The sequence below is a fragment of the Streptomyces sp. CA-179760 genome (genome assembly GCF_050937045.1).
Lineage (GTDB): Bacteria > Actinomycetota > Actinomycetes > Streptomycetales > Streptomycetaceae > Streptomyces.
Window position 1 is genome coordinate 711,234 of the sequence record NZ_JBNJLZ010000001.1, and the last position, 17,813, is coordinate 729,046.

3 protein-coding genes and 1 pseudogene (2 of these 4 cut by a window edge) are annotated in these 17,813 nt (G+C 69.8%); all 4 read right to left on the minus strand.

All coding sequences use genetic code 11. The features are described from left to right. A pseudogene (locus ACQEV8_RS03070) lies at positions 1 to 681 on the minus strand (amino acid adenylation domain-containing protein) (its annotated part extends 13,488 nt beyond the left edge of the window); the annotation flags it as partial. After that, positions 682 to 5,064 (minus strand): amino acid adenylation domain-containing protein, encoded by a 4,383-nt coding sequence (locus ACQEV8_RS03075; RefSeq protein WP_432957120.1) that lies wholly within the window; start codon positions 5,062 to 5,064, stop codon positions 682 to 684. It abuts the pseudogene before it with no gap. Then, positions 5,034 to 7,166: a condensation domain-containing protein gene (locus tag ACQEV8_RS03080; protein ID WP_432957122.1), complete on the minus strand. Its 2,133-nt coding sequence runs from the start codon at positions 7,164 to 7,166 to the stop codon at positions 5,034 to 5,036. Before ACQEV8_RS03080 ends, ACQEV8_RS03075 begins: the two co-directional genes overlap by 31 nt. After that, positions 7,166 to 17,813 carry the 3' portion of a non-ribosomal peptide synthase/polyketide synthase gene (locus ACQEV8_RS03085; protein WP_432957124.1) on the minus strand. 9,278 nt of this gene lie beyond the right edge of the window, so only the last 10,648 of its 19,926 coding nucleotides appear in the window; its start codon lies beyond the right edge, outside the window; its stop codon occupies positions 7,166 to 7,168. The genes ACQEV8_RS03080 and ACQEV8_RS03085 overlap by 1 nt, the downstream gene beginning before the upstream one ends.

The window sequence follows — 17,813 nt, forward strand, 5'->3', positions numbered from 1 at the left end:
GAGTTCGTCGTGGAAGATCCGCTTCGACCACTCGTCGAAGGAGACGTGGTGCATCGACAGGGCCAGGACGTGCTCGTCGGGAGCCAGCCTGATCAGCAGGGCCCTGATCAGCGGGCCGCCCGCGAGGTCGAAGGGCTGCGCCGCGTCCGCGGCCATCAGCGCCCACACAGCCGAACCGCGGTCCTCCGCGCCCGACATGTCGGCCACCGGCAGCGGCAGCGGTGCCGCCGGGTCGATCACCTGGTGCGGCACACCGTCGTCGCCGGCCACGAGTCGCGTACGCAGCACCTCGTGCCGGGCGACGATCGTGTTCAGGGCGGCCCCGAGCGCGGGCATGTCCAGCACCCCGCCGAGCCGGATCGGCATGGGTACGTTGTACTCGACCGATCCGGGGTCGAGCTGGTCGAGGAACCACAGACGCTGCTGCGCGAAGGACAGCGGCAGCCGCTCGTTGCGGTCGGCGACGGTCATCGGCGGCGCCTGGTCGGCCGCGGCCGTCGACTCCGCGTTGCGGTCGACGAGCAGCGCGACGACCTCGTCGCGGCAGGCCTGGAGCTGGGTCCGGAGTTCCTCGGTGAGCACGCCCTTGGGCGCGAAGATCCGCAGCCTTCCGTCGACGACATTGAAGCGGACGCCGATGTTCTCAAGCTTCTGCAGCAGCCCCGCGGGGGAGATGGACATTCAGAGAACCCCGTTCTCGTCGGACTCTGCACCCTGCGCGTAGCTGTCCAGGCTCTGGACGGCTTCGTCTTCCGGCATGTGGTCGATCTCGTACCAGATGAGCTGTTCGACCACGGCGGCCAAGCCCCGCACCGTCGGGTGGTCGAAGAGGGCCGACAGTGGGATCTCGAGCTCGAAGGCTTCCCGGATGCGCGAGGTCACCTGCGTGGCGAGCAGCGAGTGCCCGCCCAGCTCGAAGAAGTTGTCCGTGGCGCCGACCCGGTCCACCCCGAGCACCTCGCCCCAGAGCCGGGCCAGCGCCTCCTCCGCGTCACCCGACGGAGCCACGAACTCCTCGAGTTCCGGCCTCTCCCCGCCCGGTTCGGGCAGGGCCGCACGGTCGAGCTTGCCGTTGGGGCTCAGCGGCAGGGCCGCGAGCTCCACGAACGCCGACGGAATCATGAAGGCCGGCAGCCACCTCGCCGCGTACTCCCGCAGCTCGCCGACGGACGGGATGCCGGCGGTCTGGTCGGCGGGGACGAGGTACGCGACGAGGCGCCGGTCCTCGATATCACCGAAGGCGGCGACGACGGCGGAATGGATCTGCGGGTGGTCGGTCAGGACCGCCTCGATCTCGCCCGGCTCGATCCGGAAGCCACGCACCTTGACCTGGGCGTCGGCACGCCCGACGAAGCCGAGCTGTCCGTCCGGCAGCCAGCGGGCACGGTCGCCCGACCGGTACATGCGCGTGCCGTCGGCGGCGAACGGGTCGGCGACGAACCGCTCGCCCGTCAGACCGGGACGCCCGCGGTAGCCACGAGCGACCTGCGGACCGGCGATGAACACCTCGCCGGGGACACCGACGGGCACGGGCCTCATCGACCCGTCCAGGACGTAGAGCCGGGCGTTGGCGACCGGGGAACCGATCGCCGGCATACGCTGGAGATCCGGGGCGACGGCGCCGGCGGTCACCATGACGGTCGACTCGGTCGGGCCGTACGTGTTCACGAGGCGCCTGCCGGACGACCAGGCACGGGCGACCGGCTGGGTCAGGCGCTCCGCGCCGAGCAGCAGGGTCTGGAGCCCTGCCACTTCCTCCGGGTCCAGGACGCCCAGAAGGGACGGGACGACGCTCGCCGCGCGCACAGCCTCGGCCCGCAGCATCGACGTGAGCTGGGCCGCCTCGGCCCGCTCGGCGGACGTCGCCACCACCAGGACGCCGCCGGAAGCGAGCGTCACCGCCACGTCGAGGACGGCAGCGTCGAAGCTGAAGGAGGCGAACTGCAGCATCCGTACGCCCGGACCGGCGTCGAGGACCGGAGCCAGGGCCGACACCATGCCCACGACGCTGCCGTGCGCGACTTGGACGCCCTTCGGGCGGCCGGTGGAACCGGAGGTGTAGATCACGTAGGCGAGTTGGTCAGCAACCGGAGTCGCCTCGGGCGCCTCCGACGGCAGCCCGGACAGGACCTCCCGTACGGCCGGATCATCCAGCCACACGGCCTGGCCGACCGGCAGACCGTCCACGATGGCCCGCTGCCCCACCACGACCTGCACACCCGCGTCCGCCAGCATGAACTCCAGCCGATCGGCGGGGTACTCCGGATCGAGCGGCAGGTAAGCACCACCGGCCTGCCACACGCCGACCATTGCCGCCACCATGTCCAGCCCACGCGGCAGGCAAAGACCGACCACCGATTCGGCACCCACACCCACCGACCGCAGGTGATGGGCCAGACGATTCGCCCGCGTTATCAGCCCGCCGTACGTCAAAGACTCCCCGCCTGCGACGACAGCCACGGCATCCGGGGTCGCCACCGCACGCTCGGCGATCAGCTCCTGCGCCCCACGCACCGCCGGCGGCTCCACCGACGACGCGTTCCAGCCCTCCACGACCAGCTCACGCTCGCCCGCCGAAAGAGCCGGCAGCTCACCCACCCGCTGCTTGGCGTCCGCGGCGACGGCTTCGAGTAACGCGACCAGGTGGCCGGCCATCCGCTCCACGGTCGCGGCGTCGAACAGCGCGGTGCTGTACTCGATCTGCCCCGCCAGGGCGCCGTCGTGGTCCGCCAGCGCGACGGCCAGGTCGAAGTTGACGGAGTTCGCCGCCAGGACGTCGACCGACGACGCATCGGCGTCGCCCTCGTGCGCGTCGGGCCGCTCCTGACCGTAGCCCTGACCGGGGTTTCCCTCGGGCGTGTAGGTGAAGAACACCTGGAACAGGGGGGTCCGGGACCGGTCCCGCTCCGTCACCAGCTCGTCCACCAGCTGCTCGAACGGCAGATCCTGGTGCGCGTACGCGGCCAGGGCCGTCTTCCGCACCCGGCTGAGGAGCTCGGTGAAGGTCGGGTCGCCGGACAGGTCGGTCCGCATGACCAGCGTGTTCACGAAGAACCCGATCAGGTCCTCCGTCTCGGCGCGGTTCCGGTTGGCGACCGGGGTGCCGACCACGACGTCGTCCGACCCCGTGTACCACCCGAGGAGCACGTCGAGCGCGGCGAGTAGCGTCATGGACATCGTCACGCCGTTCTTGCGGGACAGCGCCCGCAAGGCGTCCGCGGCCGGTGCGGGGACGGAGAAGTCGACCGCCGCGCCGTCAGTGGACCGTACCGGCGGGCGCATCCTGTCCGTCGGCAGTTCCAGCGTCGGCAGGTCGGCCAGCTGGTCGCGCCAGTACTCCGTGTGGGCGTCCACCACGTCGCCGGTCAGCCACTGCCGCTGCCACACCGCGAAGTCCGCGTACTGCACGGTCAGCGGCGGCAGCGGGTCCGACTCGCCGGCCCGGAACGCCTCGTACAGGGCGGCGAGTTCCTCGCGGAGGATGCGTACCGACCACTCGTCGAAGGCCACGTGGTGCACGGCCAGAGCCAGGACGTGCTCGTCGGCGGACATCCGGATCAGGGTGCCCCGGACCAGCGGTCCGCGGGCCAGGTCGAAGGGTGCCATCACCTCCGCGTTCACGAGTTTCCGGGCGGCCGCGGCCGGGTCGTCGTGCCCCGAGACGTCGGCGAGCGGGAGGACGAAGGGGGTCGGCTCGTCGATCACCTGTTGCGCGACGCCGTTGGTGTTCGGGACCAGCCTGGTCCGCAGGATCTCGTGCCGCTTCACGACCGCGTCCAGTGCAGCAGTCAGTGCCTCGATGTCGAGGCCGCCGGGCCGGCGCACCAGCAGGGGCACGTTGTACTCGGTGGATCCGGGATCCAGCTGGGCCAGGAACCACAGGCGCTGCTGCGCGAAGGAGAGCGGGAGCTCGTGGTCCCGGCTCGTCGCGGTGATGGGCGGTGCGGTGACCGCTTCGTCCGAGCTGACGACGACGTCGGACAGCTCGCGGACCGTGGGGTGGTCGAACAGCGCCGAGAGGGGGACCTCGGTCGCGAACACGGACCGGATGCGCGAGACGACCTGGGTGGCGAGCAGTGAATGTCCGCCGAGTTCGAAGAACGTGTCGTGGACCCCGACCCGGTCGACACCCAGGACCTGAGCCCACACCCCGGCCAGGAGTTCCTCGGTCGCGTTCGCCGGCGCGACGAATCCCTCCAGCTCGGGCCGTACGCCCTCCGGAACCGGCAGCGCGTCGCGGTCGACCTTGCCGTTCGGCGTCAACGGGAGGCCCGCCAACTCGACGAACACGGAAGGAACCATGAAGCCGGGAAGACTCCGGCCCGCGTACTCCCGCAGCACACCCACCGACGGAACACCCTCAGCCGCGTCGGCCGGCACCACATATGCCACCAACCGGCAATCCGCGCTCTCCCCGAAGGTCGAAACGACTGCGGTACGGATCTGCGGGTGGTCGGTCAGGACCGCCTCGATCTCACCCGGTTCGATCCGGAAGCCACGCACCTTGACCTGCTCATCCGCCCGGCCCAGGAACTCCAGCCGGCCATCCGCTTGCCACCGCACCCGGTCACCCGACCGATACATCCGCGACCCGTCGCCCATGAACGGATCAGCAACAAAGCGCTCCGCCGTCAAACCGGGACGACCCCCAAAACCCCGAGCGACCTGCGGCCCGGCTATGAACAACTCACCCACGACACCGACCGGAACCGGATGCATCAATCCGTCCAGCACATAAAGCCGCGTATTCGGCAGCGGCCCACCAATAGGCACCGCACCCTCGCCCATGCCTGCGGCAGGGGTCAGCACGCCATACGTCGAGTCGACCGACGCCTCGGTCACCCCGTACGCCGACAACAACCGCACGCCGTCGCCGAGTACACCCCGAGCCCGCGCGACCGAGCCCCACCGCCACACGTCGGTCGTCACGACGACCAAGCGCAGCCCACTCAGCCCCAGCCCCTCCGCCGAACCGCCACCCTCGACGAACCCCACCAACTCGTCCACATACCGCGGCGCACACTCCAGCGCGTTCACCCCGGCGCCCGCCAGCACCCCACCCACTCGTCCACATCCACCTGCAGGCCCACCCGACCCAACACCAGCGCCCCACCCGAACACAGCGACCGCACCACATCGCCGGTGAACACATCGAAACTCGCACTCGCCACCGACAACCACCTCAACGCCTCCCCACCGAAATGAGCCACCTCCCAACCGGCGAACAACGCCACCAACGAACTATGAGAAACCAGCGTCCCCTTGGGACGCCCCGTCGAACCCGACGTATAAATCACACCCGCCAACTGGCCACCGGACACAACCTCCACCGCAGCGGAATCCACCGGGAGTTCCCCTGCCACGTCCTCAAGCCACACCACCGAATTCACCACATCGCCCAGACCAAGAGTCCCGACAACCCCCCGCTCCCCCACCAGAACCTCAACCCCGCTGTCCGCCAACATGAACTCCAACCGCTCCACCGGATACTCCGGATCCAGCGGCACATACGCCCCACCCGCCTGCCACACCCCAAGCAGCGCCACCACCAGATCCGCGCCGCGCGACACGCACAGACCCACCACCGACTCCGCACCCACACCCACCGACCGCAGATGACCCGCCAGACGATTCGCCCGCGCCATCAGCCCGCCGTACGTCAGCGACTCCTCACCCGCCACCACCGCCACCGCATCCGGAGACACCACCGCATGCCGGGCGATCAGCTCGTGCACACCACCCACCGCCGGCAGCTCGACCGAAGACGACGCGTTCCACCCTTCCAGCACCAGCTCACGCTCGGCCGCAGACAGAACCGACAGTTCACCCACCCGCACACCCGCGTCGGCGACGATCGACTCCAGGACGCGCGCGATGTGGCCGACCATCCGGTCGATCGCGTCGGCGTCGACCTGGGAGCGGTCGTAGGACAGCTTGATCTGCAGCTCACGGCCGGAGCTCGCGGTCACGCTCAGCGGGTAGTTGGCCTGCTCTCGGCCGTAGTTCATCCCGGCGCGCAGGCCGCTCGCCGCCGCGTTCCGCTCTTCCTCCTCCAGGTCCTGGACCGGGAAGTTCTCGAAGACGAAGAGGCTGTTGAACAGGGGCTTGCCGGCAGGGAGTTCGCTGCAGGACGCGATCGTCACCAGTGGGGTGTGCTCGTACTGCCGGGCCCGCACCTGCTCGTCCTGCAGGCGGGTCAGCCAGGTCGTGAGCAGCTCGTCGCGGTCGACGCGGATCCGGACGGGTGTGGTGTTGAGCAGCATGCCGACCATCGACTCCATGCCGTCGAGCTGGCCGTCGCGACCCGAAGTGGTGACGCCGAACATGACGTCGTCGCCGCCCGAGTACAGGGACATGACGATGGCCCAGGCGGCCTGCACGACAGTGTTCGGTGTGAGTCGGTGGCGGCGCGCGAACTCGGTGAGTCCGATGCCGGCCACCTCGGCGGACAGCGGTATGAGGGCCTCGCCGGGTCCCTGGTCGCCGGTGGCGTGCTCGATGCCCAGGGACGTCGCCTCGGTGATGCCGGCGAGGCGCTCGCGCCAGTACGCGCGGGCGGCGTCGAGGTCCTGGCGGGACACCCAGCCCACGAAGTCCCGGAAGGGCCTGCGCGTCGGGAGCCGCGGCTCGCCGCCCGTGCGGAACGCCCGGTAGGCGTCCATCAGTTCGGCTGCCACGATGGGGGCGCTCCAGCCGTCGAGGAGCATGTGGTGGTAGCTCCATACCAGCTGGTGGCGGTCCGCGGCGAGGGCGATGACGGCGATCCGTACCAGGGTCGGGGCGGCGAAGTCGGCGCCGCTCTCCCAGTCGGAGGTGAGGTAGGAGTCGACCGCCTCCTGGCGGTCGGCCTCGTCCAGGTGGGACACGTCGATGAACCGGAGCGGCAGCGGGACCGACCGGGACACCACCGCGAGCGGCGTCGCCGCGCCCTCGCGTACGACGGTGGTCCGGAGCACCTCGTGCCGCGTGAACATGAGCTCCCACGCCCGGCGCAGGGCGTCCTGGTCGAGCTCGCCCTCCAGGAGCATGCCGTCCTGCACCCAGTACATGCCGGGCTCGTCGGCCAGCTCGGTGTGGAAGAGCATGCCCTGCTGCAGTGCGGTCAGCGGGTAGATGTTCTCGATCGCCCGACCTCTTCGGCCTGCAGCCGCGTCGAACGCCGTCATCACGCACCTCCGGAATCGGCGATCTCACCAGTGTGGTCGGGTGAGTCGAAGCGCTGTCGTATGAGGTCGAGCAGGTCCTGGTCGACGTCGGCCAGGGGGAAGTCGGACGGCGTGTATCCGCCGGCCTCGGGGCGGCAGCAGTACTCGATGAGGTCCTCGAGGACCTTGAGGTAGCGCTGCGCGAGGCGGAGCACCGTCGCACGGTCGTGCACCTGATCGCTGTACATCCAGACCAGCTCGAGTCGGCCCAGCGCGATCTGGCTGTTGATCTCGATGAGGTGGGTGCGGAGACCCTGCGCCGGCTGCGAGTCGCCGAGCGCCCGGCCGGTCGGTGCGAACCGTCCGCCGGAGCCGTCGGCCCGGCCGACCGCCTGGCCCGTCTGGCCGAGGTAGTTGAAGGCGAGCTCCGCGCCCGCCCCCGGGGACCAGTCAGTCATGTGGCGCAGGAGGCCATAGCCCTGACCCCTGCGTGGAATCTCCCGCAGGTACTCCTTCGTGCGGCGAAGTCCGTCCCCGAGGGATCCGCCGGAAGTACCGCCGAGGACCACGGGGTACACGCTGGTGAACCAGCCGACGGTCCGCGAGATGTCGATGTCGCTTCCGACGTCCTCGCGGCCGTGGCCCTCCAGGTCCACGACCACCGACGGAGCCTGGCACCATTGTGTGAGCACGGTGCCAAGCACGCTCAGGAGCACGTCGTTGATCTGCGTCCCGTACGCGCTCGGCACCTCGCGCAGCAGGCGCTCGGTCTGCTCGGGGCCGAGCGTGACCGACAGCTCCTGGACGGACGCGAGGGTGTTCGCGCCGTCGCGGTCGCGCGGCATCGTGCCGCCCTCCGCCTCCGCGGCCCGCCAGTACGGGGCTTCCGCGGCGAGTTCGGCGGACGCCGCCAGCTCCGTCAGGCGCTGGGTCCAGCTCATGTACGAGGTCGTCTTCGCCGGCAGCTTCACGGGGAGCCCGCGCTCGATCTGACCGTAGGCGGATGCCAGGTCCTCGAGGATCACGGCCAGGGACACGGCGTCCACGACCAGGTGGTGGGCCACGAGGAACAGCAGCTGTCCGCAGTCACCGCGGTCGAACACCACGATGCGCAGGAGCGGGCCGTCCGCCAGGTCGAGGCCGGCCTGCGCCTCGTTGCCGCGGGCGTTCAGGAACGCCCACTCCTCCTCGTCGTCCAGGCCGGAGCTCCGGATGACCTGGACGCGGTCGGCCCGCTCGGCGGCCGTCATCCGGCCGACCCAGGTGCCGCTCTCCTCGCCGTCCCCTTCGATCTCCCGGACGAACCGGGACCTCAGCGCGTCGTGCTGTTCGAGCACGGCCGCCACGGCGGCGCGCATCAGGTCGGGGTCCACCGGCTGGGTGACGTCGAGGAGCATCGACTGGTTGAAGTGATCCGGCCGGTCCAGACCCTGCGCGAAGAACCACCGCTGGATCGGGGACAGCTCGAAGTCACCGGTCACCAGGCCCTGTTCGGCCTGGGCTGCGCTCTGCGCCTTGGCCACCGAGGCGAGGCCGGCCACCGTCTGGTGGTCGAAGAGCTGCGCGACGGTGACATGGATGCCGTGCTCCCGCGCCCGGGCCACGACCTGGATGCTGATGACGGAGTCGCCGCCGAGTTCGAAGAAGTTGTCGTGCACTCCGACCCGGTCTACACCCAGGACCTGCGCCCAGACCCCCGCGAGGAGTTCCTCGGTCGCGTTCGCCGGCGCGACGAACTCCTCCAGCTCGGGGCGCACACCGTCCGGAACGGGCAGCGCGTCGCGGTCGACCTTGCCGTTCGGCGTCAACGGGAGGCCCGCCAACTCGACGAACACGGAAGGAACCATGAAGCCGGGAAGACTCCGGCCCGCGTACTCCCGCAGCTCACTCACCGGCGGAATGCCCGCACCAGGCTCGGCCGGCACCGCGTGGGCCACCAGTCGACAATCCGAACCGTCGCCGAAGGTCGTCACGACGACGGTACGGATCTGCGGGTGGTCGGCCAGGACCGCCTCGATCTCACCCGGCTCGATCCGGAAGCCCCGGACATTGACCTGCTGGTCGCCACGGCCCAGGAACTCCAGCCGGCCGTCGGTCAGCCACCGCACGCGGTCGCCCGACCGGTACATGCGGCTGCCGTCGGCGGCGAACGGATCCGCAACGAACCGCTCCGCCGTCAGACCGGGCCGGCCCCCATAACCGCGAGCGACCTGCGGACCCGCGATGAACAACTCGCCCACCACACCGACCGGTACCGGATTCAGGAATCCGTCCAGCACATAGAGCCGCGTGTTCGGCAGCGGGCCGCCGATGGGCACCGCGCCCTCACCGACGCCGTCAGGCACGGGGGTCAACACACCGAACGTCGAGTCGACCGACGCTTCTGTCACGCCGTACGCCGACAACAACCGCACGCCGTCACCGAGCACACCCCGAGCCCGCGCGACCGAGCCCCACCGCCACACGTCCGTCGTCACCACGACCAGACGCAGACCACTCAGGCCCAGCCCCGCCGCCGAACCGCCCCCCTCGACGAACCCCACCAGCTCGTCCACGTACCGCGGCGCACACTCCAGCGCGTTCACCCCGGCGCCGGCCAGGACGTCCACCCACTCGTCCACGTCGACCTGCAGGCCCACGCGGCCCAACACCAGTGCTCCACCCGAACACAGCGACCGCACCACATCGCCGGTGAACACGTCGAAACTGGCGCTCGCGACCGACAGCCACCTCATTCCTTCCCCACCGAAGTGGGCGACCTCCCAACCCGCGAACAACGCCACCAAAGAGCCGTGAGAAACCAACGTCCCCTTAGGACGCCCCGTCGAACCCGATGTATAGATGACACCCGCCAACTGACCGGAATCGACCGAGGGGGAAACCAGCGGGTGCTGCTCTGTGCCCTCACCGAAAACGTTCTCCAGCCACACCACAGAACCCACGGAACGGTCCAGACCGAGATCCCCGACGACCCTCCGTTCCCCGACCAGAACCTCAACCCCGCTGTCCGCCGACATGAATTCCAGCCGCTCCACCGGATACGCCGGATCCAGCGGCAGATACGCTCCACCCGCCAGCCACACTGCGAGAATCGCCACCACCGAATCCACGCCCCGGTACACGCACAGCCCTACCACCGACTCCGCACCCACGCCCACCGATTGCAGGTGCCCCGCCAGACGGCTCGCCCGAGCCATCAGCCCGCCGTACGTCAGCGACTCCTCGTCGGCCACCACAGCCACCATGTCCGGAGACACCACCGCGTGCCGGGCTATCAGCTCGTGCACACCACCCACCGCCGGCAGCGCCACCTCGCCGCCGTCGCCATCGGCCACCAAGCACTCACGCTCACCCGCCGACAGAACCGGCAGCTCACCCACCCGCACGTCGGCACCGCGGGCGACGCCGTCCAGCACCGTGACCAGGTGGCGGCCCATAGCCTCGACCGTCGCCCTGTCGAACAGCGCGGTGCTGTACTCGAGCTCGCCGGACAGGCCGCCCTCGCCGTTGTCGCCGAACCTGAGGGTCAGGTCGAAGAGGGCGGTCCGCGTTCCGGCCTCCGTCCCCTTGATCCGTATGTCCTCCCTCGGCCGGCTCTCGCCCTCGGCCTCACTCGCGCCCTGCGCGAGCAGGCTCGCGCTGTCGCGGGCCTCCTCCGCGGCGTAGGTGAAGAACACCTGGAAGAGCGGGCTGAGGGTCCGGTCCCGCTCGGTGACGAGGTCGCCCACGAGCTGCTCGAACGGCAGGTCCTGGTGAGCGTAGGCGCCCAGGGCCGTGTTCCGGACCCGGCCGAGGAGTTCGGCGAACGTCGGGGCGCCGGACAGGTCGGTGCGCATGACGAGCGTGTTGACGAAGAGCCCGATCAGGTCCTCCGTCTCGGCACGGTTCCGGTTGGCCACCGGCGTGCCCACGACCACGTCCTCCGCGCCCGCGTATCGGCTGAGAAGTACATCGAAGGCGGCGAGGAGCGTCATGAACATCGTGGCGCCGGACTCGCGGGCCACCGCGCGCAGCGCGTCCGCGGTCTCCGCCGACACCGTGAAGCGCGTTGCCGCGCCCTCGGACTGGCGCACGGCCGGACGGGGCCGGTCTGTCGGCAGTTCCAGCTGCGGAAGCCGGGCCAGGTGGGCGCGCCAGTAGTCGAGTTGCCGTTCCAGTTCCGTGCCGTCCAGCCACGTCCGCTGCCAGACCGCGAAGTCGGCGTACTGGACGGGCAGGGGCGGCAGCGGGTTGGGTCTGCCGGCGCGGAACGCCTCGTACAGGGCGGTGAGTTCACGTCGCAGGACGCGTCCCGACCACTCGTCGAACACCACGTGCTGCATCGACAGCGCCAGGACGTGTTCGTCAGCGGCGAGCCGGATCAGGCAGGCCCGGACGAGCGGGCCGGTCGCGAGATCGAAGGGCACCATGGCGTCCTTCGCGACCAGCTGTTCCGTCGCTCGCAGCGGATCTTCGCTGCCGGACACGTCGACCATCGACAGCGGGAACTCGGCGGGCGGGTCGATCACCTGGTGGGCCACGCCGTCCACGTCCGCCACCAGGCGCGTACGCAGCACCTCATGGCGAGCCATGACCGCGTCCAGCGCGGCACGCAGTGCGTCCACGTCCAGGTCGCCGTCGAGGCGGATGGGCATGGGCAGGTTGTACTCGGTGGCCCCGGGCTCGAGCTGGTCGAGGAACCACAGACGCTGCTGCGCGAACGACAGCGGCAGCGGCTGGGTACGGTCGATCGGCCTGACCGGCTCCAGGAGGGGCCCCCGCACCGTGTCCTCGACCACCGCGGCCAGGCCTCGTACGGTCGGCTGATCGAACATGGCCGCGACGGGAACGTCGACGCCCAGGACCTCGCGGATCCGGGAGATCACCTGCGTCGCGAGGAGCGAGTGGCCGCCGAGCTCGAAGAAGCTGTCCGTGGCACCGACCCGGTCGAGCCCCAGCACGCCGGCCCAGATGCCGGCCACGAGCTCTTGCGTCGTCCCGGCCGGAGCGACGAAGCCCTCGCCCGAGGACTGCCGCACCTCAGGGGCGGGAAGAGCCGAACGGTCCAGCTTGCCGTTCGCCGTCAGCGGCAGCCCGGCCAGCTCGACGAAAACGGACGGGACCATGAACTCCGGCAACCGCCCACCCACAAACTCCCGCAGCTCACCCGCCCCCGGCATACCGACCACCCCATCGGCCGGGACCACAAAGGCCGCAAGACGACGATCCGTACCCTCGCCGAACGCCGCCACCACAGCCGTGCGCACCTGCGGGTGACCGGCCAGCACCGCCTCGATCTCACCCGGCTCGATCCGGAAACCACGCACCTTCACCTGCTCGTCCGCACGGCCCACGAAGTCGAGCCGCCCGTCCCCCAGCCACCGGACCACATCACCGGACCGGTACATCCTGCTGCCGTCCGCAGCAAACGGATCAGCAACGAACCGCGCACCCGTCAGCCCGGGACGACCCCCGTAACCACGGGCGACACCCGCGCCCGCGATGAACAGCTCACCCGCCACACCCACCGGAACAGGACGCAGTTGCGCGTCGAGGACATACACCTGCGTGTTCGCCAGCGGCCTGCCGATCGTCGGCGCACCCTCAGCATCAGGATCGGCAAGACCGGCACAGGCGATCACCGTGATCTCGGTCGGCCCGTATCCGACGAAGAACCTGCGGCCGGGAGCCCACTCCCGCACGACCGCCTCACCGACTCGCTCTGAGCCGACGAAGAGGCTGCTCACACCTGGAAGATCCGTCTCGTCCAGCACCCCGAGCAGCGACGGCGAGACACTCGCCGACACCACACCCTCAGCCCGGACCAGACCCTGCAGCTCCGCCGGCAGGCGACGCTCCTCGGACGAGGCCACCACCAGCACCCCACCACCGGCCAACGTCACCACCACATCCAGCACAGCCGCATCGAAACTCTGCGACGCGAACTGCAACACCCGCACACCCGGCCCGACACCCAGCGCCGACCGCAACGCAAGCGCCAGATTCACCACACCACCGTGCCCGACCTGCACACCCTTCGGACGACCCGTCGAACCCGACGTATAAATCACATACGCCAGCTGATCCGGCACCGTCATCACCTCAGGCGCCGCCGAAGGCAGTTCAGCCAGCGCACCCACCACCACCGGATCGTCCAGCCTGATCACGGTCTCCGCCCCGAGACCCTCGGCCGTCGCGCCCACGCAGACGAGCACCTTGGCGCCACTGTCGGCGAGCATGAACTCCAGGCGCTCGGCAGGGTATTCGGGGTCGAGCGGCAGATACGCGCCACCCACCTGCCACACCGCGAGCACCGCAACAACCATGTCCACCCCACGCGGCAGACACAGCCCCACCACCGACTCCGCACCCACACCCATACCGCGCAGGAGATGCGCCAGACGATTCGCCCGAACCATCAACCCGCCATACGTCACCGACTCCCCGCCCGCCACCACAGCCACCACATCCGGAGCCGCAACCGCCCGCTCCGCGATCAGCTCATGCACCCCACCCACCGACGGCAACACCACACACCCACCATCACCACCCGCCACCAACTCCTCGCGCTCACCCACACCCAGCACCGACAGGTCACCCACCCGCTGCCCCGCATCGACGGCCACCGCCTCCAGCACCGACACCAGGTGACCCGCCAGGCGCTCCATGGTCGCCGCGTCGAACAGCGCGGTGCTGTACTGGACCTCACCCGCCAGACCCACACCGGTGTCCCCGACCCTGACCGCCAGATCGACGCCTATGAGCATCGGCCGGTCGGCCGAGAAGTCCGCGGTGAGCTCGGCTCCGCTCTCCCACAGGAGGTCGGCGTTCCGCTGGGCCGTGCCGGCCGCGGTGTCCGCCGTGTCGTAGTTGAAGAGGACCTGGAAGAGGGGGCTCCGCGAGCGGTCGCGCTCCACGACAAGGTCGTCCACGAGCTGCTCGAACGGCAGGTCCTGGTGTGCGTACGCGCCGAGTGCGGTTTCCCGTACGCGGCCGAGGAGTTCGGCGAACGTCGGGTCGCCGGACAAGTCGGTGCGCATGACGAGGGTGTTGACGAAGAAGCCGATGAGGCCCTCGGTCTCGGCCCGGTTGCGGTTCGCGATCGGGGTGCCCACGACCACGTCGTCCGTGCCGGCGTAGCGACCCAGCAGCACGCTGAAGACCGCCAGCGACATCATGGACATCGTCACGCCATGCGCGCGGGCGATGGCGCGCAACCGCCCCGCCGTCTGCGCCGGCACGGCGAAATTCACCACTCCGCCGTCCGCCGAGCGGACCGCGGGCCTCGCGCGGTCGGTGGGCAGCTCGAGGGTCGGCAGGCCGCCGAGCCGGTCGCGCCAGTACGCGAGCTGGGCGTCGAGCACATCGCCCGTCAGCCACTGCCTCTGCCACACCGCGAAGTCCGCGTACTGCACGGCCAGCGGCGGCAGCGGGTCCGGGCCACCAGTCCGAAAGGCGTCGTACAGCGCCATCAGCTCACGCCGCAGGACCCGCCCTGACCACTCGTCCGACACCACGTGGTGCATCGACAGCGCGAGCACATGCTCCTGCGCCGCCACCCTCACCAGCGTCGCGCGCAGCAGCGGCCCCTGAGCCAGGTCGAACGGCACCTGCGCGTCCGAGGCCACCACGGCCCGTACGGCGACCACCGGGTCCGCCCCGGCCGGCACCTCCACGACCCGCAGGTCGAACGGCGCCGGCTCGTCGATCACCTGATGCACCCCGCCGCCGTCACCGGCCACCAGGCGCGTCCGCAACACCTCGTGCCGCGCGGCCACACCACCCAGCGCCGCACGCAACGCCGCCACGTCCAGGGCGCCTCGCAGGCGCAGGTGCAGCGGGGAGATGAACTCGGTCGATCCCGGATCGAACTGGTCGAGGAACCACAGGCGTTGCTGCGCGAAGGACGCCGGGACCGGCTGCTCCCGATCGATCCGCGTCACCGGCGGAGCAGTGTCACGCGCTGCGCCCTCGACGACCGCGGCGAAGCCCCGCAGCGTCGGCTCGTTGAAGAGTGCAGACAGCGGAACCCTGACGCCGAACACCTCGCGAATACGGGAGACCGCCTGCGTGGCGACCAGCGAATGCCCGCCCAGGTCGAAGAAGTTGCCCTCCACGCCGACCCGTTCAACACCGAGGATCTCGGCCCAGACGTCGGCCAGGAGTTCCTCGGTGGTGGTGACCGGGGCCGCGAATTCCTCCACGTCGGACTGATGAGCCTGCGGTTCGGGTAGTGCGGCGTGGTTGAGTTTGCCGTTCGCGGTGAGCGGCAGTTCGCTCAGTTCCACGAAAACGGACGGGACCATGTACTCCGGCAGCCGGTCACCAAGGAATCCGCGCAATTCTCCGACCGCGGGAACTCCGGTTTCCCCATCACCCGGGACGAGATACGCCACAAGCCGACGTTCCGCACCCACGCCACTGGCGGTCACCACCGCGGAAGCGATCAGCGCGTGACCGAGCAGCGCGGCCTCGATCTCGCCCGGCTCGATCCGATATCCCCGCACCTTGATCTGACCGTCCGCACGACCCACGAACTCCAGCCGGCCATCAGCCAGCCGCCGGACCCGGTCACCCGTCCGATACATCCGCCCACCATCCGCGGCGAACGGATCAGCGACAAACCGCTCACCGGTCAGACCAGCCCGACCGGCATAACCCCGCGCCACCTGCGGCCCCGCAACGAACAACTCACCGACCACACCCACCGGAACCAGGTTCAAGAACCCGTCCAGCACATACACCCGCGCATTCCCCAGCGGCCGACCCAGACCCACCACACCCTCCGCGAGACCACCCGAACCCTCGACCAGCTCACCGGCGATCACACCGACCGTCGTCTCCGTCGGCCCGTAATGATTCACCACCACCCGCTCCCCAGCCGCCTCCACCAGGCCACGCAACCACGCCGCGGACGCGCCCTCACCACCCAGCACCAGACCCCGACGAGGAACCAGCGGACCGAATACGCCACCACACCCCGCCACCAGCGCCGCCAGATGCGACGGCACCACCTTCACGAAATCGATGCCCCACTCCCGAACGAAGTCCGCCACCCCGCGCCCGTCCACCGCGACGTCCGCATCCACCACATGCAGCACACCACCCGACACCAGACACCCGAACACCACCGTGTTGCCCAGGTCCGTCACCACCGGCTGCAACAACCCGAACCGGCCGCCCGCAGCGCCCCACCCGAAACGCTCCCCCACCGCAACCACGTAATGCGCCAGACCACCATGAGTGACCTGAACACCCTTCGGCCGCCCCGTCGAACCCGACGTATAAACCACATACGCCAACTGCCCGGAATTCGTTTTCACATCGGGAGCGGAAGAGGAAAGCCCCGCCAGCACAGCGGAAACCACCGCGTCATCGACAACGACCGTCCTCAGCCGCCCGACAGGCAGCTCGTCCACCAATTCCTCGGTACCGACCAACACCGTCGCCCGGCTGTCACGCAGCATGAACCCGAGCCGCTCCACCGGATACTCCGGATCCAACGGCAAATACGCCCCACCCGCCTGCCAGACCGCGAGGATGGCCACGATCATGTCGATCCCCCGCGGCAGACACAACGCCACCACCGACTCCGACCCCACACCCACCGACCGCAGGTAATGCGCCAGACGATTCGCCCGACCCATCAACCCGCCATACGACAACGCCTCCCCGCCCGCAACAACCGCCAGCGCATCCGGAGCCACACCAGCCCACTCAGCGATCAGCTCATGCACCCCACCCACAGCCGGCACATCCAGGCCCTCCACACCCGAACCGGCCACCAGCAGTTCACGCTCACCGGCCGACAACACCGGCAGCGCACCCACCCGCTGACCGGCATCCGCCGCCACCGCCGACAACAGCGTGACAAGATGCCCACCCAGCCGCTCCACCGTCGCCGCATCGAACAACGCGGTGCTGTACTCGAACTCCGCACCCAACCCGGCGCCGCCGTCACTCAGCACGAGACGCAGATCGAACTTCGCGACAACCCGCTCCGCAGCGCTGCCCGTACGGTCCACCGACCGATCCACCGGACCGCCGGCCGCGTCGCCACCGCCCTCGCTCTCGCTCTCGCTCTCCACGAAGTCGTAGTTGAACAGTGCCTGGAACAACGGCGTCCGCGAGCGATCCCGCTCCGACACCAACGCCTCCACCACCTGCTCGAACGGCACATCCTGATGCGCATACGCACCCAGAGCCGTCTCCCGCACCCGCCCCAACACCTCACGGAACGACGGATCACCCGACAGATCCGTACGCATCACCAACGTGTTCACGAAGAACCCGATCAGGCCCTCCGTCTCCGCACGATTCCGGTTCGCCACCGGCGTGCCGACCACCACGTCGTCCGACCCCGCATACCGGCCCAGCAGCACCGCGTACGCCGACAACAACGTCATGAACATCGAGACACCGCACTCGCGCGACAGCTCACGCAGCGACTCGACCGTCTCCTGCGGAATCTCGAACCTGGTCACCGCACCGACCGTCGACCGGATCGGCGGCCGGGGCCGGTCGGTGGGCAGGTCCAGGGTGGGAGCGCCGTCCAACCGTCGGGACCAGTAGCCGAGTTGGCGTTCGAGTAGCTCGCCGTCGAGCCACTGCCGCTGCCACACGGCGAAGTCCGCGTACTGCACCTCGAGCGGCGGCAGCGGGTCGGGCTCGCCGGCGTGGAACGCCTCG

Excerpts from the sequence above, each read along its gene's own strand:
- ACQEV8_RS03080 (WP_432957122.1), bottom strand. The coding sequence starts at position 7,166 with ATGACGGCGTTCGACGCGGCTGCAGGCCGAAGAGGTCGGGCGATCGAG.